At 71.6% G+C, this 21,088-nt stretch carries 18 protein-coding genes; 8 read left to right on the top strand and 10 right to left on the bottom strand.

Annotation, left to right across the window (positions count from 1 at the left end; genetic code table 11):
* Positions 1-67: 67 nt before the first annotated feature.
* From R2D22_RS26545 to R2D22_RS26520, 6 genes are all read right to left on the bottom strand, one after another.
* Positions 68-1,750: a carbohydrate-binding module family 20 domain-containing protein gene (locus R2D22_RS26545; protein WP_318107192.1), complete on the bottom strand. Its 1,683-nt coding sequence runs from the start codon at positions 1,748-1,750 to the stop codon at positions 68-70.
* A 122-nt stretch (positions 1,751-1,872) separates the two neighbouring features.
* The gene (locus R2D22_RS26540; protein ID WP_318107191.1) at positions 1,873-2,940 is read right to left on the bottom strand and encodes a LacI family DNA-binding transcriptional regulator; all 1,068 of its coding nucleotides are present in this window, start codon (positions 2,938-2,940) and stop codon (positions 1,873-1,875) included.
* On the bottom strand, positions 2,928-4,580 hold the full coding sequence (locus tag R2D22_RS26535; protein WP_318107190.1) for a glycoside hydrolase family 13 protein: 1,653 nt from the start codon (positions 4,578-4,580) through the stop codon (positions 2,928-2,930). Before R2D22_RS26535 ends, R2D22_RS26540 begins: the two co-directional genes overlap by 13 nt.
* 65 nt (positions 4,581-4,645) lie before the next feature.
* Positions 4,646-5,497 carry a sugar ABC transporter permease gene (locus R2D22_RS26530; RefSeq protein ID WP_318109992.1) on the bottom strand — a complete coding sequence of 284 codons (852 nt, stop codon included), beginning with the start codon at positions 5,495-5,497 and terminating at the stop codon, positions 4,646-4,648.
* 11 nt (positions 5,498-5,508) lie between these two features.
* Positions 5,509-6,519 (bottom strand): carbohydrate ABC transporter permease, encoded by a 1,011-nt coding sequence (locus R2D22_RS26525; RefSeq protein WP_318107189.1) that lies wholly within the window; start codon positions 6,517-6,519, stop codon positions 5,509-5,511.
* 24 nt (positions 6,520-6,543) lie between these two features.
* Entirely contained in the window at positions 6,544-7,818 is a 1,275-nt protein-coding gene (locus R2D22_RS26520) for an extracellular solute-binding protein (RefSeq protein WP_318107188.1), read from the bottom strand.
* Between the two features lie 289 nt (positions 7,819-8,107).
* Between R2D22_RS26520 and R2D22_RS26515 the strand changes: the two genes are divergently transcribed.
* From R2D22_RS26515 to R2D22_RS26505, 3 genes are all read left to right on the top strand, one after another.
* A complete protein-coding gene (locus R2D22_RS26515) occupies positions 8,108-9,760 on the top strand; it encodes a glycoside hydrolase family 13 protein (RefSeq protein ID WP_318107187.1) in 1,653 nt (550 codons plus the stop codon).
* A gap of 25 nt (positions 9,761-9,785) precedes the next feature.
* Positions 9,786-10,820, top strand: coding sequence for a LacI family DNA-binding transcriptional regulator (locus R2D22_RS26510; protein ID WP_318107186.1), 1,035 nt, complete (start codon positions 9,786-9,788; stop codon positions 10,818-10,820).
* Between the two features lie 103 nt (positions 10,821-10,923).
* Positions 10,924-11,832, top strand: a complete 909-nt coding sequence (locus tag R2D22_RS26505; RefSeq protein WP_318107185.1) for a phosphatase PAP2 family protein — start codon at positions 10,924-10,926, stop codon at positions 11,830-11,832.
* Between the two features lie 46 nt (positions 11,833-11,878).
* On the opposite strand, the gene R2D22_RS26500 is transcribed toward R2D22_RS26505, so the two are convergent.
* Entirely contained in the window at positions 11,879-13,447 is a 1,569-nt protein-coding gene (locus R2D22_RS26500) for an amidohydrolase (protein ID WP_318107184.1), read from the bottom strand.
* Positions 13,393-14,949 (bottom strand): APC family permease, encoded by a 1,557-nt coding sequence (locus tag R2D22_RS26495; RefSeq protein ID WP_318107183.1) that lies wholly within the window; start codon positions 14,947-14,949, stop codon positions 13,393-13,395. Before R2D22_RS26495 ends, R2D22_RS26500 begins: the two co-directional genes overlap by 55 nt.
* A gap of 103 nt (positions 14,950-15,052) precedes the next feature.
* Between R2D22_RS26495 and R2D22_RS26490 the strand changes: the two genes are divergently transcribed.
* A complete protein-coding gene (locus tag R2D22_RS26490) occupies positions 15,053-15,667 on the top strand; it encodes a TetR/AcrR family transcriptional regulator C-terminal domain-containing protein (protein WP_318107182.1) in 615 nt (204 codons plus the stop codon).
* A gap of 23 nt (positions 15,668-15,690) precedes the next feature.
* Here the strand turns inward: R2D22_RS26490 and R2D22_RS26485 are convergent, their stop codons facing one another.
* Positions 15,691-18,678, bottom strand: a complete 2,988-nt coding sequence (locus tag R2D22_RS26485) for a bifunctional [glutamine synthetase] adenylyltransferase/[glutamine synthetase]-adenylyl-L-tyrosine phosphorylase (protein ID WP_318107181.1) — start codon at positions 18,676-18,678, stop codon at positions 15,691-15,693.
* A 156-nt stretch (positions 18,679-18,834) separates the two neighbouring features.
* Here R2D22_RS26485 and R2D22_RS26480 point away from each other — a divergent pair, with 156 nt between their 5' ends.
* Both R2D22_RS26480 and R2D22_RS26475 read left to right on the top strand, forming a co-directional pair.
* Positions 18,835-19,338 carry a pyridoxamine 5'-phosphate oxidase family protein gene (locus R2D22_RS26480; RefSeq protein WP_318107180.1) on the top strand — a complete coding sequence of 168 codons (504 nt, stop codon included), beginning with the start codon at positions 18,835-18,837 and terminating at the stop codon, positions 19,336-19,338.
* A 9-nt stretch (positions 19,339-19,347) separates the two neighbouring features.
* Positions 19,348-19,779: a VOC family protein gene (locus R2D22_RS26475; RefSeq protein WP_318107179.1), complete on the top strand. Its 432-nt coding sequence runs from the start codon at positions 19,348-19,350 to the stop codon at positions 19,777-19,779.
* 1 nt (position 19,780) lies between these two features.
* On the opposite strand, the gene R2D22_RS26470 is transcribed toward R2D22_RS26475, so the two are convergent.
* The gene (locus R2D22_RS26470) at positions 19,781-20,296 is read right to left on the bottom strand and encodes a GNAT family N-acetyltransferase (RefSeq protein WP_318107178.1); all 516 of its coding nucleotides are present in this window, start codon (positions 20,294-20,296) and stop codon (positions 19,781-19,783) included.
* A gap of 131 nt (positions 20,297-20,427) precedes the next feature.
* On the opposite strand from R2D22_RS26470, the gene R2D22_RS26465 reads away from it, so the two are divergent.
* Positions 20,428-20,688 carry an RICIN domain-containing protein gene (locus tag R2D22_RS26465; protein ID WP_318107177.1) on the top strand — a complete coding sequence of 87 codons (261 nt, stop codon included), beginning with the start codon at positions 20,428-20,430 and terminating at the stop codon, positions 20,686-20,688.
* A 14-nt stretch (positions 20,689-20,702) separates the two neighbouring features.
* A complete protein-coding gene (locus R2D22_RS26460; protein WP_318107176.1) occupies positions 20,703-21,074 on the top strand; it encodes an RICIN domain-containing protein in 372 nt (123 codons plus the stop codon).
* Positions 21,075-21,088: the final 14 nt, after the last annotated feature.

The following is a 21,088-nucleotide window of genomic DNA, read 5'->3' as shown; positions in this document are numbered from 1 at the left end:
GGGGTGCTCCCAGGAGGTACGGGAAAGGGGTCCGCCCCGGACGGGGCGGACCTCACGGGAGGGAAGATCAGCTGCGGAAGGTGTCGTTCAGGACGACCTGGCCCGAGGCGGGAACGGTCGCGACGCGGTTCGCGCCGGACTCCCAGGTCACGTTGCCGGCCGCGTCCTTGCGGAGGTACTTGTACTCGAAGGCCGTTCCGGCGGGCAGGGAGGCCGTCAGCTTCCAGACCGGGTACGACGCAGGGTCGAGCTTGAGCGCGGCGGACGGGGACCAGTTGCCGAGTTCGGTGCGGTTGCCGGTGACGTAGATGTTCTGGCCCGGCGACGTCGTCGCGGTGACGTTGAACGACGCTCCGGCCGCCACCGGCGCCGCGCACGTCCGCGCGTTCGCGTGCAGCGCCACCGCCGTGTTCGGCGCGAGCGTCGCCGTGAACTGGCCGGAGGTATTCACCGTCACCGCCGTGTCGCGCTGCACGTCGCAGTAAGTGCCCGCCGGAAGCGACGTCTGGAACGTGCGGGTCAGCGCCCCGGCCTCGTGGTTGATGGCCACATACGCCTTCGCGCCCCGGCCGAAAGCGATCGCGTTGCCGCCGTTGTCCCACCAGTCCGTCATGCCCTGGCCGCGCGCCGCGTTGCGGAAGCCGACCATCGAGGCGATCTCGCGCCAGGCGTGCTGGCACTTCCAGCCGCCGGTGTAACACGCGCTCACCTGGCCGCCGCCCGGCGCGCCCGCGTCCTTGTCGGACCACTCGTAGCCCGAGTGGACGTCCGGCGAACCGTACGGCCAGGCGAGCATGAAGACCGACGCCAGCGTGTAGTTGGCGCCGTCCTTGTAGTTGAGCGTGTCGCCGACGCGTTCCGTGTCGTGGTTGTCGACGAAGACGCCGGACTGGCCGGACGGCATGTAGCCCCAGCCCTCGCCGAAGTTCTTCAGGTACGCGAGCTTCTCGTTCTGGAAGACCCGCTTGAGGTCCCGCGCGTAGCGGAACTCCTGCACGTCCCCGTTGCCGAGGTACTCGCTCGGCGAGACGGCCTCACCGGCCCCGTATATCGCTTCCTGCTTCCAGTACACGGACGGGTTCGTGAGGCGCGACTTGATGTTCGCGAGATCGGCCGCCGGCATGTGCTTCGCCGCGTCGATCCGGAAGCCGTCGACGCCCAGCGACAGCAGGTCGTTCAGGTAGCCGGCGATCCGGCCGCGTACCCAGTCCTCGCCGGTGTCCAGGTCGGGCAGGCCGACGAGTTCGCAGTTCTGGACCTCGGCGCGGTTCGTGTAGCCGCCGATCGTGGCGCGGCAGTCGTCCATGTCGGCGCCGGAGTAGAGCCCCGGGTAGTCGTACTTCGAGAACGAGGTCCCGCCCGTTCCCGTGCCCGACGCGTTCGCCATGTGGTTGATGACGGAGTCCGCGACGACCTTCACCCCCGCCGCATGGCAGGTGTCCACCATGCTCCTGAAGGCGGTGCGGTCGCCCAGCGGGCCCGCGATCCGGTAGCTGACCGGCTGGTACGCGGTCCACCACGCCGAGCCCTGGATGCGCTCCTGGGGCGGCGAGACCTGGACGTACCCGTACCCCGCCGGCCCGAGCTGCTCCGTGCACGCCTTCGCCACCGAGGCGAACTTCCACTCGAACATCACCGCGGTGACGTCCTTCTCACCGGGGGGAGCGGCCTGCGCGGTGGGGGGTGCCGTGACGGCCACAGCGGCTCCCGCCACGAGGGCGAGTGCAGCGGCCACGGTCCTTCTGGCCATTGTTCCTCCTGCTGACGTCGATGTCGCAAGAAGTTGCCGCAAGTAACAGCAACTGTTTTCAGCCGTGACCGTAGGGGTGCCTTGACGTCCGGTCAACCCTCCGGACGCCCCGACGCACGTCGTTACGAAAGAAGTTGCGGCCCCTGCGCGGTCGAACCGCGCACCACCAGCTCCGGCTGGAACACGAACTCCGTGCGCTGCACGGGGTTCCCCTCGATCTCCTCGATCAGCGTGCCCACCGCCGCCGTCGCCATCGCCTGCACGGGCTGCCGCACCGTCGTCAGCGGCGGGTCGGTGAACGCGATCAGCGGGGAGTCGTCGAAGCCGACGACGGAGACGTCCCGGGGCACGTCGAGCCCGCGCGCCCGTACGGCGCGGATCGCGCCCAGTGCCATCAGGTCGGAGCCGCAGACGATCGCCGTGCAGCCCTGGTCGAGCAGCAGGTCGGCGGCCGCGTGACCGCCCTCGACGCCGAACAGCGTCGGCCGGACGTGCGCCTCCGCCGCCGCCCGCTCCATGCCGAGCAGGCCGTGCAGCGCGGCGGTGAACCCCTCCGCCTTGCGCCGGGACGGCACGTACCGGGTCGGGCCGATGGCCAGGCCGATCCGCTCGTGCCCCAGGTCCACCAGGTGCTGGACGGCCATCCGTGCCGCCGAACGGTCGTCCGGCGAGACGAAGTTGGCGTCGATGCGCTCGTTGAAGCCGTTGATGAGGACGAACGGGACGCCCCGGGCGGCCAGTTCGACGTACCGCCCGGGATCGGCGGTGGCGTCGGCGTGCAGCCCGGACAGGAAGACGATGCCGGCGACACCCCGCTCCACCAGCTGCTCGACGAGTTCGTCCTCGGTCGCGCCGCCGGGCATCTGGGTGCACAGCACCGGGGTGTAGCCGTGCCCGGCGAGCACCTGCTCCACGACCTGCGCAAACGCCGGGAAGATCGGGTTGATCAGCTCCGGCACGACCAGGCCGACCAGGCCGGCGCTGCGCCGTCTCAGCCGGACCGGCCGCTCGTAGCCGAGCACGTCGAGCGCGGCCAGCACCTTGTGCCGGGTCGCGTCGGCCACGCCCACCTTGCCGTTGAGCACCCGGCTGACGGTGGCCTCGCTGACCCCGGACTGGGCCGCGAGGTCCGCGAGCCGCGGGGCGCCCCCTCCGGCGCCCCGCGGCAGGGGGATCGTCACACCGCCCACCAGACGGTGGTGTCGGCCGGCACCTCGGCGGCGCCGTCGACGATCCTGATCTCCTCGTTGGAGAGGATGTACCGGCCGGGCAGCGGGACGGTGATGGCCCGGCCGGTGGTGTTGGCGGTGCAGACGAAGCCGTCACGGCGGAAGGAGAGCACACCCTCGGGTGCCTCCAGCCACTCGACGCCCTCGCCCGCACCGAGTTCGGGTCGCGCCCGCCGCACGGCGAGCGCGCTGCGGTACAGCTCCAGGGTGGAGCCCGGGTCGCCGGCCTGCGCCTCGACGCTCAGGCTCCCCCAGCCGGTCGGCTGCGGCAGCCAGGAGCCACCGGCGCCGAAGCCGTACGAGCTGCCCTCGACGGTCCACGGGATCGGCACCCGGCAGCCGTCGCGGAAGCCGTCCTGGCCGGTGGCCCGGAAGAACGACGGGTCCTGGCGCACCTCGTCCGGCAGGTCGGTGACGTCCGGCAGGCCGAGCTCCTCGCCCTGGTAGACGTACGCGGAGCCGGGCAGCGCCAGCATCAGCAGCGTCGCGGCGCGGGCCCGGCGCAGGCCGAGCTCCCGGTCGCCGGGGGTGCGCAGCTGGGTGCCGAGGCCGGCCGGGTTGGCGAACCGGGTGGCGTGCCGGGTGACGTCGTGGTTGGACAGCACCCAGGTGGTGGGCGCGCCGACCGGGCGCATCGCCTCCAGCGAGGCGTCGATGACGGTACGCAGCTCGGCGGCGTCCCAATGCGTGCCCAGGTACTGGAAGTTGAAGGCCTGGTGCATCTCGTCGGGGCGCACGTAGTTCGCGGTGCGCTCGACGGTCGGGGTCCAGGCCTCGGCGACGAGGACGCGCTCCCCGTCGTACTCGGAGAGCACCTGCCGCCAGGAGCGGTAGATCTCGTGGACGCCGTCCTGGTCGAAGAACGGCATGACGTCGTTGCCGAGCAGCTTCAGCTGGTCGTGGCTGCCGATGTCGGGCAGGCCCTCGGCCTTGACCAGGCCGTGGGCGACGTCGACGCGGAAGCCGTCCACGCCCATGTCGAGCCAGAAGCGCAGGATGGAGCGGAACTCGTCGCGGACGGCGGGGTGTTCCCAGTTGAAGTCGGGCTGCTCGGGCGCGAACAGGTGGAGGTACCACTCGCCGTCCGCGACGCGGGTCCAGGCCGGGCCGCCGAAGATGGACTCCCAGTCGTTGGGCGGCAGTTCGCCGTTCTCGCCCTTGCCGGGGCGGAAGTGGTAGCGCTCGCGCAGCGGGGAGCCGGGGCCCTCGCGCAGCGCGCGCTGGAACCACTCGTGCCGGTCGGAGGAGTGGTTGGGCACCAGGTCGACGATGATCCGCAGGCCCAGCTCGTGCGCCTCGCGGATCAGCGCGTCGGCGTCGAGCAGGCTGCCGAACATCGGGTCGATGGCCCGGTAGTCGGCGACGTCGTAGCCGGCGTCGGCCTGCGGGGAGGCGTAGAACGGGCTGAGCCAGACGGCGTCGACGCCGAGGTCCCTGAGGTACGGCAGCCGGCTGCGGATGCCCTCCAGGTCGCCCATCCCGTCGCCGTTTCCGTCGGCGAAGCTGCGCGGATAGACCTGGTAGATCACCGCGTCGCGCCACCAGCCCGTGTCCGTGCCGGTGGTCGGGTCGGCTGCGGGGGCGGCGAGGTGCTGGGTCATGTCTTCCCTGGGTAGTAAGGGGCGAGTGCGTACGGAGGAGGGCGGCGGCCCGGACACCGCGGCGCCTACGACTTGGTCGCGCCGGCGGTCAGGCCGGAGACCAGGTGGCGCTGGACGAGTCCGAAGACCACCGCGGCCGGGGCGGCGATCAGGACGGCCGCGGCGGTCAGCGAGCCCCACTCGGCGGTGTACTGGTTGACGAAGGACTGCAGGCCGCCGGCGAGCGTGAGGTTCTCCTCGCCGGTCATGAACGCGGACGCGTAGGCGACCTCGGCCCAGCCGGTGATGAAGGTGTAGAACGCGGTGACCGCGAGGCCCGGCTTGGCGAGCGGCATGATCAGCCGCCAGAAGGTGCCGAAGGGGTTGAGTCCGTCGACCCTGCCGGCCTCGTCGATCTCGACCGGGATGCCGTCGAAGTACCCCTTCATCATCCAGGCGCAGAACGGCACGGCGACGGTGAGGTAGGTGACGACCAGGCCGACCGGCTGGTTGAGCAGCCCGAGCCCGGCGAGCAGGTTGTACAGCGGCACGATGAGGATCGCGACCGGGAACATCTGGGTGATGAGCAGCATCCACATCAGCGGGCGCAGGCCCGGGAAGCGGAAGCGGCTGACCGCGTAGCCGGTGGTGGCGGAGATGAACACGCCGATGACGGTGGTCAGTCCGACGACGATCAGCGAGTTGCCGAGCCAGGTCAGGAACTCGGTGTCCTTGATGACGTGGGTGTAGTTGCCGAGGGTGAAGTTCTTCACCAGGTGGGTGTCGAACGCGTCCGTCTTCGGCTTGAACGACGTGACCACCAGCCACAGCGGCGGGAAGACCGCGATGACGGCGGCGACGATCAGGGTGAGGTGCAGGCCGACGGAGGCCAGCGGCGAGCGTTCGCCGCGCGCCCGCACCTTGCGGGGCGTCGGCATGGTCTTGTCGGTCACCACTGGTCTCCCTGCTTCTTGAGCGCACGGCGGTAGACGACCGCGATCACCGACAGGAGGAGCAGGATCACCACGCCCCAGGCGGCGGAGGCCGCGTAGTCGCGCGGGCTGTTGACGAACGAGAGCCGGTACGCGTACGTCACGAGGATCTCGGTGGAGTCGCCCGGGCCGCCCCGCGTCAGCAGGAAGATCACCGGGAACATGTTGAAGGTCCAGATGGCGCTGAGCAGGATCACCGTGGAGGCGACCGGACGCAGACCCGGCATCGTGATGTGCCGGAAGCGCTGCCAGGCGCTCGCGCCGTCCATCTCGGCGGCCTCGTACAGCTCGCCGGGGATGGACTGCAGCCCGCCGAGGACGGCGACGAGCATGAAGGGCACGCCGAGCCAGACGTTCACCGCGATGACGGAGACCTTGGCCCAGGTGGGGTCGTTGAGCCAGCCGATGGCGTCGATCCCGCCGCCCTGGAGCAGCTTGTTGAACAGGCCGTTGCGCTCGTTGAAGAGCAGCCGCCAGGTGAAGACGGAGACGAAGGCCGGCACGGCCCAGGGCAGGATCAGGGCCATGCGGTAGAAGCCGCGTCCCTTGATCTTGCGGTTCAGCATGTTGGCCAGGACGAGTCCGAGGCCGAAGGAGAGGGCGACGCAGACCACGGTCCACACCAGGGTCCAGCCGAGCCGGTCCCAGAAGACGCTGTCGGTGAGGACCGCCTTGTAGTTGTCGAGACCGACGAACTCGTAGGTGGCCGGGATGTGGTTGACGCCGATCGTGCGCTCGACGTTCGCCTCGTTGGCGTCGGTCAGCGACAGGTAGACGCCGCGCACCAGCGGATAGCCGATGATCACGCCGATCACGATCACCACCGGGGCGATCATGCTCCAGGCGTACCAGTGGGTGGCCAGCGCGTGACGCAGCCTGCCCGGGTGCTTGTCAGTGCGGCGGCCGCGGCCGCGGGCGCTGTGCGCGCCCGCGGCCTTCGCCACCGACTGGCTGGTGTCGACAGCCATGGGTCGGTCAGCCCTTCTCACTCTTTACTTGTAGTCCTTGAGGAGCTTGCGGTACGCCTCGCCGGTGTCGGCCGCCGCCTTCTCCGGGGAGGCCTTGCCGCCCAGGACGTTGGCCATCTGCAGCTTGATCGGCTCGAAGAGCGAGTTGCCCTGCGGGATCCACGGGCGCTCGACGGCCTTGTCGACGGCCGGCTTGAAGAACTGGACCATCTCGTTGCTCGCGACGGTCGGCTGCGCGTAGACCGAGGTGCGGGTCGGCAGCAGGCTCAGCTTCTCGGTGGTCTGCTGCTGGACCTTGGCGGAGCTCATGTACTTGGCGAACTCGTAGGAGGCGTCCAGGTTCTTGGAACCGGCGTAGACGGAGAGGTTCCAGCCGCCCTGCGGGGAGCCCTGGGCGACGCTGCCGGCCGGGACCGGGGCGATGCCGAGGTTCTTCGGGTCCTTGAACTCGGCGCCGGCGCGGGAGTCCTCGATGGCCCACGGGCCGTTGAGCATCATCGCGACCTTGCCGGTCTTGAACGCGTTCTGCATGTTGTTCCAGCCGTCGGAGGCGTCGGTGATCGCCGCCTTCGAGTCGACCAGGTCCTTGATGGTCTTGTACGCGTTGACGCCGGCCGGGTTGTCGATGACGACCTTCTTGCCCTTGGCGTCGACCATGTCGCCGCCCTCGCCGTACAGGAAGGGGAGGAACCAGTACGGGTCGTCGCCGCGCAGGTAGAGGCCGGTCTTGCCGGGCGACTTCTCGCTGATCTTCTTCGAGGCGGCCTTCAGCTCGGTGAGCGTCTTCGGCACCTCGACGCCGGCGTCCGCGAGCATCTTCTTGTTGTAGAAGAGCGCCATCGTGTCGATGACCTGCGGGACCGCGTAGGTCTTGTCGTTGAACTTCGTGGACGCGGCGGCCTGCGGCAGCCAGTCGTTCTGCTTCTCGATGGCAGGGGTGCCGTCGAGCGGGGCGAGGTAGCCGAGGCTCGCGAAGTCGGCGACCCAGGCGACCTCGGTGCGCATGACGTCCGGGGCGCCCGAGTTGCCGCCGGCCGCGTTCTTGAACTTGGCGTTGGCCTCGCCGAAGGGAACGTTGACGTACTTGACCTTCACCTTGGGGTGGAGCTTGGTGAAGCCCTCGGCGAGCGCCTGGTAGGTGCCCTTCTCGGCCTCGTTCGAGGTGTCCCAGAAGGTGACGGTGCCGGAGAGCTCGCCCGAGCTCTTCTTGTCGCCGTCCTGACCGTCGTCGCTTCCGCACGCCGCAACGGTCAGACCCAGGGCCGCGACCAGCGCGGTGGCCGCTATGCCACGCCGCATGTGAACTCCTTCAACAGATCCCGGGGGGAAGAGGGGCGAAGACCTGACCTCTGCGACCGCTCCCTCGCGGCGCGCCGGGTTGCCAGGAACGTAACAGGGATGAAAACAAGCCGAAAGACCTTGCGAGAACTTTCTGCAAGGCCAGCGGATCGTTACATCCGCGTGTCCGTACAGTTGCCGACAGATCGCTTGACACGCGCGTGGACTGCGCCGTTGCGCCCTTGCAGCGCCCGTACGGGGTCTGCAAGGCTTTGCAGGACTGGTTGCAGGACCGAGAGGGACACCGCACATGGCCCAGGAACTGACCTCCCCGCCGCCGGCACGGCTTGCAAGCCCTTGCGACGGGTCTTCCGGCCCGACGGCCCCGTGGTGGCGGGACGCCGTCATCTATCAGGTGTACGTCCGCTCCTTCGCGGACAGCGACGGCGACGGCGTCGGGGACCTGCGCGGCGCCCGCGAGCGGCTGCCGCACCTGGCCCGGCTGGGCGTCGACGCGGTCTGGCTGACCCCGTTCTACGCCTCCCCGCAGGCCGACGGCGGCTACGACGTCGCCGACTACCGGGCCGTCGACCCCGTCTTCGGCGACCTCCAGGACGCCGACGACCTGGTCCGCGCCGCGCACGAGCTGGGCCTGAAGGTGATCGTCGACATCGTCCCGAACCACACCTCCGAGCGGCACCCGTGGTTCGAGGCGGCCCGGGCGGGCGCCGGCCCCGAGCGGGACCGGTACGTGTTCCGGCCCGGCCGCGGCCCGGACGGAGCCGAGCCGCCCAACGACTGGGAGTCGGTCTTCGGCGGCCCCGCGTGGACCCGGGTCGCCGACGGGTCCTGGTACCTCCATCTCTTCGCGCCCGAGCAGCCCGACCTGAACTGGAACGACGCCGGGGTCCGGGCCGAATTCGACTCGGTGCTGCGGTTCTGGCTGGACCTGGGCGTGGACGGCTTCCGGATCGATGTGGCGCACGGCATGGTCAAGGCGGACGGCCTGCCCGACATCGGGCACGGCAAGCAGGCCAGCCTCATCGGCACCCAGCGGCTGCCGTTCTTCGACCAGGACGGGGTGCACGAGATCCACCGCGGCTGGCGGCGCCTGCTGGAGTCGTACGGCCCCGGCCGCATCGGCGTCGCCGAGGCCTGGGCGCCCACGCCGGAGCGGCTCGCCCTGTACGTGCGCCCCGACGAACTCCACCAGGCGTTCAACTTCCAGTTCCTGAACTGCCCCTGGGACGCGGCGGCGCTGCACCGGGTGATCGACGAGTCGCTGCGCGCCACCACGGCGGTCGGCGCGCCGACGACCTGGGTGCTCTCCAACCACGACGTGGTCCGGCACCGCACCCGGTACGGCGGCCTGGCGCGGGCCCGGGCGGCGGCGCTGCTGATGCTGGCGCTACCCGGCTCGGCGTACGTCTACCAGGGCGAGGAGCTGGGACTGCCGGAGGTGGCGGAGCTGCCGGACGAACTCCGCCAGGACCCGGCGTTCTGGCGCGGCGAGGGACAGGACGGGCTCCGCGACGGCTGCCGGGTGCCGCTGCCGTGGACGCTCCGAGGCCCCTCGTACGGCTTCGGGCCCGGCGGCTCCTGGCTCCCGCAGCCCGCGGACTGGAGCGGGCTGAGCGTCGAGGCGCAGACCGGCGACCCGGCCTCGGTGCTCGAGCTGTACCGCCGCGCCCTGGAACTGCGCCGCGCCCACCCGGCGCTCGGCGCGGGCGAGGGCGTGGAGTGGCTGCCCGCCCCGGAGGGCGTGCTGGTGTTCCGGCGACGGGCGGCGGAGGGCGACGTGCTGGTGGTCCTGAACACCGGTGCCGACGACGTGGAGCTGGAACTCCCGGCGAAGGCGCCGCGGCTGCTGCTGAGCAGCGCGGAGGACGCCGTCGGCACTGCCCGCGAGGATGTACAGGACGTCCGGGTTGCCGCCGATTCCTGTACCTGGTGGGCAATCTGACGTGCGACCGGTACAGTCCAATCCCATGACCGCGCGGCTTGCCGACATCGCAGCCCAGGCGGGGGTCAGTGAAGCCACAGTCAGCCGCGTGCTCAACGGCAAGCCCGGTGTGGCCGCGGCCACCCGTGAGTCCGTGCTTGCCGCGCTCGACGTCCTCGGCTACGAGCGTCCGGTGCGACTGCGCCGGCGCAGCGCCGGACTGGTCGGACTGATAACCCCCGAACTGGACAACCCGATCTTCCCCGCGCTCGCGCAGGTCATCGGGCAGGCCCTGACCCGGCAGGGCTACACCCCCGTCCTCGCGACGCAGACCCCGGGCGGGTCCACCGAGGACGAGCTCACCGACATGCTGGTGGAGCGGGGTGTCTCGGGGATCATCTTCGTCTCCGGGCTGCACGCGGACACCACCGCGGACACCTCGCGCTACGACCAGCTGCGCGGCAAGGGGGTTCCGTTCGTCCTGATCAACGGCTTCTCCCCCAAGGTGCAGGCCCCCTTCGTCTCGCCGGACGACCGGGCCGCGATGCAACTGGCGGTCACGCATCTCGCGGCGCTCGGGCACACCCGGATCGGGCTCGCCGTCGGGCCGAAGCGGTTCGTGCCGGTGCTGCGCAAGATCGAGGGCTTCCGGCGCGGCATGAACGAGCGGCTCGGGCTGTCCCCGGAGGAGTCCGAGGAGCTGGTCCAGCACTCCCTGTACACCCTGGAGGGTGGTCAGGCCGCGGCGACCGCGCTGATCGAGCGGGGCTGCACGGCGATCGTCTGCGCGAGCGACATGATGGCGCTCGGCGCGATCCGGGCCGCCCGGCAGCAGGGGCTGCGGGTGCCCCGGGACGTCTCGGTGGTCGGCTTCGACGACTCCCCTCTCATAGCGTTCACGGACCCGCCGCTGACGACCATCCGGCAGCCGGTCCAGGCGATGGGCCAGGCGGCGGTGCGGGCGCTGCTCGAAGAGGTCGGCGGCACCCCCGCGCCGCACAGCGAGTTCGTGTTCATGCCGGAGCTCGTGGTGCGCGGATCAACAGCTTCCGCCCCCTCCCCCGGACAGCGAAACCCCTGATAGAACCGTGGTTCCGGCTCATCCTCGAGTCGGACCGCGTGCACCGGGAACCCGTTCGAGGGATGATCGGTCGTAGGGCGTGAATCTGGCAGACTCTCCTCCTATGGGTGAAACGACCGTGAATCGATCGGAAGGCCGCGAGGCGGCCACCCCGTCACCCCCGTCACCCATCAAGAACGGTGCCGGAGTGAGGGCACGCCTGCGCGCGCCCCGCCGCCCCCGGATCTGGTTCGAGATCCTGCTCATCGGGCTCAGCTACTGGACGTACTCGCTGATCCGCAACGCCGTGCCGGAGCAGAAGGCTGAGGCGCTGAAGAACGCCGACTGGGTCTGGCAGACCGAGAAGTCGCTCGGTCTGGCCTTCGAGGAGGCGGTCAACCACGCCGTCAACTCGGTGACATGGCTGGTCGTGTCGATGAACTACTACTACGCGACCCTGCACTTCATCGTCACCATCGGTGTGCTCGTGTGGCTGTACCGCCGGCAGCCGGGCCGTTACGCGGCGTCGCGCACGGTCCTGTTCGCCACCACCGGTGTGGCGCTGGTCGGTTACTACCTGTATCCGCTCGCGCCGCCCCGGCTGATGAACGGCCAGAACTTCGTCGACACCGTGCTGATGCACCAGACCTGGGGCTCGATGGCCTCCGGCAACCTCAAGCACATGTCGAACCAGTACGCGGCGATGCCGTCGATGCACATCGGCTGGTCGCTGTGGTGCGGACTGATGATCTTCTTCCTGGCGTCGGCCCCCTGGAAGAAGATCCTGGGCCTGCTCTACCCGGCCCTGACCCTCGTGGTCATCGTGGCGACGGCCAACCACTTCTGGCTGGACGCGGTCGGCGGCATGGTCTGCCTGGCGTTCGGCTTCGCCGTCTCGTACCTCTGGTACGGAGCGCTGCCGCAGCGGCTGCCGAAGCAGGTGGAGAGCAGGCGGGTGCAGTCGTCCGGTCCGCCTCCGCCGTCGGAGGCGGACCGGGACACCGCGCCGGAGCGGGTCCGCTCAGGCACGTGACGGGCGGGGCTCAGCCCCGGTACCTGACCGGAGCCGCCCCGGCCCCTCAGCCGCGGTACGTGACGCGGCCGCCGGCGATCGTGAGCCGGATCGGGGCCTGCTCGGTCTCGTCGGCCGGGGCCTCGGCCGGGTCGACGGCGAAGGCCGTCAGGTCGGCCCGGAAGCCGGGCGCGATCCTGCCCGCCACTGCCTCCTCCCCCGCCGCGTAGGCGGCGTGCGTCGTGACGCCCTCCAGCGACTCCAGGCCGGTGAGGCCGGGGCGGGCGGAGGCGGCGCCGCGCGGACGCTGGGCGGTGGCGAGGACCTGCCGGGCGTCGTAGTGCGCGATCGGCCAGTCGGAGCCGAGGGCGAGCGCCGCGCCCGCGTCCCGCAGGTCGCGGATCCGCCACGCCCGGCCGGCCCGCTCGTCGCCGAGCCGCTTGGACCACTCGTCCGTGTGGTCGGCGCGGGTGTACGCGGTGTGCGGGGGCTGCATCGAGGCGGCGACGCCGAGCGCGGCGAACCGGCCGAGCTGGTCGTCGGGCACGGTCTCGATGTGCTCGATGCGGTGCCGCGGGCCGCCGGGGCCCAGCGCCTCCACCGTGTCCAGGACGTTGCGGACGGCCGCGTCCCCGATGGCGTGGGTGGCGGTGCCGACCCCGGCGCGGTGCAGATGCCGCACGGCGGCGGCGTAGCCGGCCGGGTCTGGCCAGAAGGCGTCCGTGCCCTGGCCGTGGCAGTCGGCGTGCTCCAGCCAGGCGGTGCCGCCCTCGACCGTGCCGTCCATGAAGAACTTCACGCCCGCGACCTGCCACAGCCGCCCGGACCGGCTCTGCAGCCGGACCAGCTCGTCCAGCTCCGCCGCGTCCGCGCCCGGCATGCACCAGGGCGCGAGGCGCAGCCGTACCGGCAGGTCGCCCTCCGCCTCGACGGCGGCGAGCAGCCCGGGCACGTCGGGGCCGCCGAGGTCCATGACATGGGCGGAGGTGAGCCCGGTGGCGGCCATCTCGGAGAGCAGCTCGACCAGCCGGGAGCGCCGCTCGTCGGTGGACCGGACCGGCAGCACCGCGGTGAGCAGGTCCATGGCGGCGTGCTCGTTCAGGTGGCCGGTGGGGATGCCGTCGGCGTCGCAGACGATCTCGGAGCGCTGTGCGAAGCTCCGCGGGCCGTCGATGCCGGCGGCCTCGAGGGCCGGGCCGGTGGCGAGGATGGAGTGTCCGTCGTAGAGCCGGAGGCAGGCGGGTACGCCGTCGAGGACGTCCTCGATCAGGGCGCGGTGCACCGCCCGGCCGCCGAACACGTTGTGGTCGAGGCCGTAGCCGATCACCCAGCCGTCGCGGCGGTCGGCACCGGCGAGCACGGCCCGCAGCTCGTCGAGGTCGCGGACGGCCGAGAGGTCGGTGCCGGAGAACATCTCCAGGCCCCAGACGGGGTGGCTGTGCGCGTCGGTCAGGCCGGGGGTGAGGGTGGCGCCGCCGAGGTCGATCGTCTCGGTGCCGGGACCGGCCCAGGCACGGGCGTCGGTGTCGTCGCCGAGCGCGGTGATCAGTCCGGCGCGGACGGCGACGGCGGTGTGGGCGGTCAGCTCGGGCGTGCGGACGCGGGCGTTGACGAGGACGAGGTCGGGTGCGGACACGACGGCGCTTCTCCTTCGGTGGACGGGGTGTCGGTGGCGGGCGCGGTGCCGGGCTCGGTCCCGGGATCGGTCCGGGGCTCGGCGGCGAAGTTCGCGTACACCTCGGGGCGGGTGCGGCGCAGTCGCCGGGCCAGGGCGAGGCCGAGGACGAACACGGCGGGGACGACGGCGACGAGCACGGTGTTGACCAGCGGCGGGGCGGCCGTGAAGAGGTCCATGTGCGTGATCACCAGCCAGATCGCCCCGGAGAGCAGGACCACCGCGACGGCGGGGGCGACGGTGGTGCGCAGCACGCCCTCGGTGTGCGTGATCTTCCGGAAGAAGAACGGCACGGCGAGCGCGGCGAGCAGCTGGAGCGCGAGCAGGCCGATCATGCCGGGGGTGTTCACCCAGAGCAGCAGCTGCTGGTACGGGTCGGCCCCGGCCAGTGCAAAGCCGAGGACCACGACCGCGCCGAGCACGGTCTGGGCGATGCCCGCGGCGTACGGGGAGCGGTGGCGCGGGTGGATCCGGCCGAAGGACCGGGGCAGCACGCCCTCCTCGGCGAGCGCGAGGCCGTAGCGGTTGATCGCGTTGTGGAAGGCGAGCAGGGAGGCGAGGACGCTGGTGACGATGAGGACGTGCATCAGGTCGGCCGCCCAGCCGCCGACGAAGGTGGTGATGGCGGTGAAGAACAGCCCGGCCGGATCGCCGCCCGCGGCCTCGACGACCTTCGCGTCACCGAAGGCCTGGATCGCGATCCACACCACGAAGGCGTAGAACAGCCCGAGGAAGCCGACGGCCAGATAGGTCGCGCGCGGGACGGTGCGGTCGGGGTTCTTCGCCTCGCGGCGGTAGATCACCGTGGACTCGAAGCCGGTGAACGCGGCGAACGCGAAGGCGAGGACGCCCGCGGTGCCGGGGACGAGCACGTTGCCGGGGGCGAAGGAGGCGAGCGACAGGCCGTCCGCGCCGCCCTTGAGCAGCACGCCGCCGGCGAGCAGCACGAGGATGCCGGTCTCGGCGACGAGCAGGAGGCCGAGGACCTTGGCGCCGAAGTCGATCGAGCGGTAGCCGCCGTACCAGATGAGCAGCAGCCCGGCGAGCGAGACCGGGAGCCAGGGGATGTCGACGCCCCACAGGGAGTGGGCGGTGTCGGCGGTGGCGGTGCCGAGCAGGCCGTACACGCCGATCTCCATGCCGTTGTAGCCGAGCATGGCGAGCAGGGCGGCGGCGATGCCGAGGGGCTTGCCGAGGCCGCGGGTGATGTACGCGTAGAACGCGCCGGCGCTCTTCACGTGGCGGCTCATGGTCGTGAACCCGACCGCGAAGATCGCCAGGGTGATGCCGGCCAGCAGGTAGCCGGTGGGGGCGCCGATGCCGCCGAGCACGATGGCGATCGGGGCGACGCCGGCCATGACGGTGAGCGGGGCGGCGGCCGAGACGACGAAGAACGAGATGTCGGCGGTGTTGAGGGTGCCGGTTCTCAACCCCTCGGACGTGTCGGGGGTGGGTGCGGTCATAGGTGGGGAAGCCCTTCCGAGGCAGGAAACCTAAAGGCTTTCGGTTTCGGCAATGTAGCCTCGTCCCGACGATCCGGGAAGACCTGAACTGGGGGAACCGACGATGGGCCGGCCGCGCAAGGCGCTGCTCGACCGCGAGCGCATCACCAGCACCGCGCTGGAACTCGTGGACGCGCAGGGAGAGTTCAGCGTTCCGCAGATCGCGCGGAAACTGGGCGTGCAGACGGCCTCGGTGTACCACCATGTGGACGGCCGGGACGGCATCGTGGAACTCGTGCGCGAGCGGGTCTGCGCCGCCATCGACCCCGCGACGCTGCGCCTGGAGGGCTGGGACGAGGCGATGACCGCCTGGGCCCGCTCCTACCGGGCGGCCTTCGCCGCCCACCCGCGGGCGATCCCGCTGCTCACCACGTCACCGGTCCGCGCGCCGATGGTGCTGCTCCAGTACGAACAGGCCGTCACCCGGCTCCTGGACGCGGGCTTCGCGCTGCCGGACGTCATGCCGGTGATCATCGGCCTGGAGAACCTGGTCCTCGGCTCGGCGCTGGACATGGCGGCCCCCGAGGCGATGTGGGAGCTCACGGACGAGGCGGAGACCCCGCAGCTGGCCCGCGCCCTCGGCGTGACCGACACCCGCTCGGAGGCCGCGTTCGAGCTGGCCCTGACCGGGTACGTGGCGTACCTGCGGACACTGCTGGAAGCGGACGACCCGGCGTAGCCCGGCCCGGCGAAGGGCCCTGACTACGCCCCGTAGAACAGCTCCTCCACGACCGCTCGTGCCCGCCGGGTGATCCGCCGGTAGTCGTCGACCATCTCACCGACGTGGCCGGGCCCGTACCCCAGGTACCGCCCCACGGCAGCCAGCTCGCGGCCGTCCGAGGGGAACGTGTCGCCGGGCCGGCCGCGGACCAGCATCACCGCGTTGCGCACCCGGGTGGCCAGCACCCACGCCTCGTCGAGGATCTGCGCCTCGTCGCCCGGGATCAGCCCCGCCGCGTGGGCGTGGGCGAGCGCCTCGCGGGTCCGGGTGGTGCGCAGCCCGGGCAGCTCCCAGCCGTGCTGCATCTGGAACAACTGGACGGTCCACTCCACGTCCGACAGCCCGCCCCGGCCCAGCTTCGCGTGCAGGGTGGGGTCCGCGCCGCGCGGCAGCCGCTCGCTCTCCATCCGGGCCTTGAGCTTGCGGATCTCACGGACCGCGTCCTCGCCCAGGCCCTCCATCGGGTACCGCAGCGGGTCGATCAGCTCCACGAACCGCGCGCCCAACTCCGGGTCCCCCGCCATCGGCTCGGCGCGCAGCAGCGCCTGCGCCTCCCAGACCAGCGACCAGCGGCGGTAGTAGGCCTCGTACGAGCCGAGCGTGCGCACCAGCGGGCCGCTCTTGCCCTCCGGGCGCAGATCGGCGTCGATCAGCAGCGGCGGGTCGGCGGTGGGCAGTTGGAGCAGCCGTCGCATCTCCTCGACGACCCGGTTGGCGGCCCGGGCGGCCTCCTGCTCGTCGACGCCCTCGCGCGGCTGGTGCACGAAGAGCACGTCAGCGTCGGAGCCGTAACCCAGCTCGTGGCCGCCGAAGCGGCCCATGCCGATGACCGCGAAGCGGGTCGGCAGTTCCTCGCCCCAGCCGGCCCGGACGGCGGCCCGCAGCGCGCCCGCGATGGTCGCCGCGTTCAGGTCGGTGACCGCGTTGCCGACCCGGTCGACCAGGGCGCCGGGGTCGGGTTCGCGGGGGTTGTCCTCGGTGCCGTACGAGCCGATCAGGTCGGCGGCGGCGGTACGGAACAGCTCGCGGCGGCGCACTCCGCGGACCGCCGCGACGGCCTGTTCGGCGTCGTCGGCGCGGCCGACCGCGGCCAGCACCTCCTGCTCCAGGTGGTCCCGGCCGCGCGGCTTCAGGCCCTCCGGGTCGCCGAGGATGGCGACCGCCTCGGGGGCCCGCAGCAGCAGGTCGGGGGCGAGCCGGCCGGCCGACAGGACGCGGGCCAGGTTCTCCGCCGCGGCGCCCTCGTCGCGCAGCAGCCGCAGGTACCAGGGGGTCTTGCCGAGCGCGTCGGACACCTTGCGGAAGCCGAGCAGGCCCGCGTCCGGGTCGGCCGAGTCCGCGAACCAGCCGAGCAGTACCGGCAGCAGGGTCCGCTGGATCGCGGCCTTGCGGGACATCCCGGCGGTCAGCGCCTCCAGATGGCGCAGGGCGGCGGCGGGATCGGCGTACCCGAGCGCCTCCAGGCGCTGCCCGGCCGCCTGCGGGCTGAGCCGGATCTCGCCGGGCGCGAGCTGGGCGACCGCGTCGAGCAGCGGCCGGTAGAAGATCTTCTCGTGCAGCCGCCGGACCACGGAGGCGTGCCGCCGCCACTCCTTGTTCAGGTCGGCGACCGGGTCGGTGCGCAGGCCGAGGGAACGGCCGAGCCGGCGCAGGTCGGTCTCGTCCTCGGGTACGAGGTGGGTGCGGCGCAGCCGGTACAGCTGGATGCGGTGCTCCATGGCGCGCAGGAAGCGGTACGCGTCGTCCAGTTGGGCGGCGTCGGCGCGGCCCACGTAGCCGCCGGCGGCGAGCGCGCCGAGCGCGTCGAGGGTGCTGCCGCTGCGCAGCGTGGCGTCGCTGCGGCCGTGCACCAGCTGCAGCAACTGGACGGCGAACTCGACGTCCCTCAGGCCGCCGGGACCGAGCTTCAGCTCGCGGTCGATCTGCGCGGCGGGGATGTTGTCGACGACCCGGCGGCGCATCTTCTGCACGTCGGGGACGAAGTTCTCCCGCTCGGCGGCCTGCCAGACCAGCGGCGACACCGCCTCGATGTACTCGGCGCCCAGCTCCGGGTCGCCGGCCACCGCGCGGGCCTTGAGCAGTGCCTGGAACTCCCAGGTCTTGGCCCAGCGCTGGTAGTAGGCGAGATGGGAGCTGAGGGTGCGCACCAGCGGACCGTTGCGGCCCTCGGGGCGCAGGTTGGCGTCGACCGGCCAGATGGAGCCCTCGACGGTGGTCTCGGAGCAGATCCGCATCAGGTGCGAGGCCAGCCGGGTGGCGGCCTGCATCGCCTTGCCCTCGTCGGCACCCTCCACCACCTCGGCCACGAAGATCACGTCGACGTCGGAGACGTAGTTGAGCTCGTGACCACCGCACTTGCCCATCGCGATGACCGCGAGCCGGCACTGGGCGGCGTCGGCGGGCGCGGCCGTCCGGGCGATGGCCAGAGCGGCGCGGAGGGTGGCGGTGGCGAGGTCGGCGAGCTCGGCGGCCGTCTGGGCGACGTGGGTCGTGCCGCACACGTCGCGGGCCGCTATGGCGAGCAGGCAGCGCCGGTAGGCGACCCGCAGCGACAGCGGGTCGACGGCCTCGGCGAGCCCCTGCTCGAACTCGGCGACCCCGGGGTGCAGGTCGGCGGCCTCGTACGTGACCAGGGCCTGCCAGTCGCGGGGGTGCCGGGCCAGGTGGTCGGCGAGCGCCTCTGAGGACCCGAGCACGCCGAGCAGCCGGTCGCGGAACGGCTTGGCGGAGAGCAGGGTGGTGGTGAGGGTCTGCCGCTCGTCCTCGGGCTGCGCCTCGACCAGCCGTACCAGGCCGTGCAGCGCGAGGTCGGGGTCCGCGGTGGCGCCGAGCGCGTCGAGCAGCACGGAGTCGTCGCGCAGCGCGGCCAGCTCGGGCAGGTCGAGCAGCCGCTCGGCGCGGGACGGGTCGGTGAAACCGTGCCGCAGCAGCCTGCTGAACGTGCTGCTCCTGCGCCCCGGTCCGGTCATCCCGCCGCTCCCTCCAGCCGCGTCACCTCGTGCGGAACGAGCCTATCCGCAGCGATGAGTCCGCGCCGCGAGCGGAGTCTTCACCGCAGCAGGACCGCGTCGGGACTGCCTCAGGAACTGCCTCAGGAACTGCCTCAGGAATCGGGAGGAACCATCATGGAACCGCGGACCACGGAACTGGATCCCCGTTACAGCGACCCGAAGGCCGGGGCACTGCCCTGGCATCAGGCGCAGGAGCGGCTGGCGGCAGCCGAGATGTTCTGGCTGACGACGGTACGCCCGGACGGCCGCCCCCACGTGACCCCGCTGATCGCCGTCTGGTCCGCCGGCGCGCTGCATTTCTGCACCGGCCCCGACGAGCGCAAGGCCCGCAACCTGGCGGAGAACCCGGAGGTCGTGCTGACCACCGGCTCGGGCCGGTTCGACGAGGGGACGGACCTGGTGGTGGAGGGCGCGGCGGAGCGCGTCACGGACGAGACGCGGCTGCGGGCGCTGGCGGCGGCGTACGAGGAGAAGTACGGCGCGGAATGGCGGTTCGAGGTGCGGGACGGCACGTTCGTGGGCGACGGTGGACCCGCCGTGGTGTTCGCGGTCGCCCCGCGCACGGCCTTCGGCTTCGCGAAGGGCGACCCGTTCGGCCAGACCCGCTGGCGCTTCTGAGGAGGGCGCATGAACTGGACGCTGGAAGTCGTACCGGTCCCCGTCACCGACCTGGAACGGGCGAAGGAGTTCTACGCCGACAGGGTCGGCTTCACCGTGGACCTGGACAACGAGGTCGCCCCCGGCGTGCGCATCATCCAGCTCACCCCGCCCGGCTCGCGCTGCTCGATCGCGATGCTGTCCGGCATGCCGGAGGCCCCCGGCGCGGGCTCGATGGCCCCGGGCTCGCTGCACGGCCTCCAGCTGTGCGTCACGGACATCGAGGCGGCCCGCGCGGAGCTCGTCGACCGCCACGTCCCGGTCAGCGCGATCCGGCATGTCGGCGCGACGGGCTGGGAGGACGGCAGGGGCGACACCTGGAACTCGTTCATGACCTTCGCCGACCCCGACGGGAACACCTGGGTCGTCCAGGAGGCCCCGTCGGAACTGTCGGAACGCTGAGTCAGGCGGAGCCGGTGCCGGCCGCGAACTCCAGCCGGTAGTACCGCACGCGCTCGTCCTCGCCCGCGTACGTCATCCCGGCGGCCTCCATCACCCGCTGCGAGGGGAGGTTGTCCAGGTTGGCGTCGCCCTTCACGCCGGCGGCTCCGGCGTCACGGGCGATCCCGATGAGCCCGCCCAGCGCCTCGCGCGCGTACCCCTGCCCGCGCGCGTCCGGCACCAGGCTGTAGCCGACGGTCGCGAACCGCTCCTCGTCCGGCGGCCCGTGGAAGCCGATCCCGCCGATGGCGAAGCCGTCCTCCCGCCGCCGTATCTCGTACGCCCGGTACACCCCCGGGTCCCCGCGCTCCGCACAGCCGCGCAGGAAGCCACGGCCCCCGTTCCGGCTCCCGTCCTCGGGATACCCCTTGGCCCACCGGTCGCCGGGCAGGGCCTCGCCCTCGACGATCCGCTCGGCCTCGGCGACGGACAGCGGGTGCAGCAACAGCCGCTCGGTGACCACAGATTCGATCTTCACCGCCGCAGTCTCGGCGGCCCCGCCGGGCCGGGTCAACACGTTTCCGGCCGGATGCGATCACGAGTGTGGGCTGCATAGCCTGGAACCAGGGACCAGGAACTCGGGGTGCTTCGTTCGGCGGGAGGAACCCCATGCCAGAGGAACCCATCGAGAACCCCTACCGCCCGTCGTTCGAAGGGCCCCTGTTCAACACGGAAACGCAAATGGCGATGATGCCGGAGGGCGGCCTGAACGGTGAGGGATTCGGCATCGTTCGGAAATTCATCGGGCCCGCTCAGCGCTGGCGTGCGCAAGAACTCGCAGACGGTTCCTACAGGATCCTTCACACGTCCTCGGGGAAGGTATTGGACGTGGCCGGCGCGTCGATGCGGAGTGGCGCCCACCTCCCGTGAGTGGAACGACCTTCATGACGCAGCTCTACCACGATCCTGATTCGGTGCCGGATCTGCGGATTCAGTTCCAACGCGTACCGCCGTCCGGTCTCTTTCGCATCGCCACGCCGGAATTCCGGACGAACGACGATCCGGCCGGCCAGCCCAAGGTCCTCGACATCGAGGGGGCGTCCACGGCGAGCGGGGCCCGGGCCATCCTCTGGGACTGGCACGGCGGGAAGAATCAACTGTTCGCCATCAGTCCGTCGGGCGAGAAGAGGGGATACACGATCAGGGCGGAGCACTCCCTGAAGGTCATCCAGATAGGCGAGGGTGGATTCGGGGGCATCGGGCCGCTCGTCCAGGCGGACTTCACCGGCGACGACACCCAGACGTGGCTGCTCTGAGACAGGGCCCTGGG

The organism is Streptomyces sp. HUAS YS2 (assembly GCF_033343995.1).
In the GTDB taxonomy this organism is placed as follows: Bacteria; Actinomycetota; Actinomycetes; order Streptomycetales; family Streptomycetaceae; genus Streptomyces; species Streptomyces solicathayae.
This window is presented reverse-complemented; position numbering and strand designations above follow the sequence as displayed.

Coding starts and splice junctions, on each gene's coding strand:
- R2D22_RS26515 (WP_318107187.1), top strand. CDS start 8,108: ATGGCCCAGGAACTGACCTCCCCGCCGCCGGCACGGCTTGCAAGCCCT.
- R2D22_RS26525 (WP_318107189.1), bottom strand. CDS start 6,519: ATGGCTGTCGACACCAGCCAGTCGGTGGCGAAGGCCGCGGGCGCGCAC.
- R2D22_RS26485 (WP_318107181.1), bottom strand. CDS start 18,678: ATGACCGGACCGGGGCGCAGGAGCAGCACGTTCAGCAGGCTGCTGCGG.
- R2D22_RS26510 (WP_318107186.1), top strand. CDS start 9,786: ATGACCGCGCGGCTTGCCGACATCGCAGCCCAGGCGGGGGTCAGTGAA.
- R2D22_RS26490 (WP_318107182.1), top strand. CDS start 15,053: ATGGGCCGGCCGCGCAAGGCGCTGCTCGACCGCGAGCGCATCACCAGC.
- R2D22_RS26545 (WP_318107192.1), bottom strand. CDS start 1,750: ATGGCCAGAAGGACCGTGGCCGCTGCACTCGCCCTCGTGGCGGGAGCC.
- R2D22_RS26535 (WP_318107190.1), bottom strand. CDS start 4,580: ATGACCCAGCACCTCGCCGCCCCCGCAGCCGACCCGACCACCGGCACG.
- R2D22_RS26460 (WP_318107176.1), top strand. CDS start 20,703: ATGACGCAGCTCTACCACGATCCTGATTCGGTGCCGGATCTGCGGATT.
- R2D22_RS26520 (WP_318107188.1), bottom strand. CDS start 7,818: ATGCGGCGTGGCATAGCGGCCACCGCGCTGGTCGCGGCCCTGGGTCTG.
- R2D22_RS26465 (WP_318107177.1), top strand. CDS start 20,428: ATGCCAGAGGAACCCATCGAGAACCCCTACCGCCCGTCGTTCGAAGGG.
- R2D22_RS26475 (WP_318107179.1), top strand. CDS start 19,348: ATGAACTGGACGCTGGAAGTCGTACCGGTCCCCGTCACCGACCTGGAA.
- R2D22_RS26480 (WP_318107180.1), top strand. CDS start 18,835: ATGGAACCGCGGACCACGGAACTGGATCCCCGTTACAGCGACCCGAAG.
- R2D22_RS26505 (WP_318107185.1), top strand. CDS start 10,924: ATGGGTGAAACGACCGTGAATCGATCGGAAGGCCGCGAGGCGGCCACC.
- R2D22_RS26530 (WP_318109992.1), bottom strand. CDS start 5,497: ATGCCGACGCCCCGCAAGGTGCGGGCGCGCGGCGAACGCTCGCCGCTG.
- R2D22_RS26495 (WP_318107183.1), bottom strand. CDS start 14,949: ATGACCGCACCCACCCCCGACACGTCCGAGGGGTTGAGAACCGGCACC.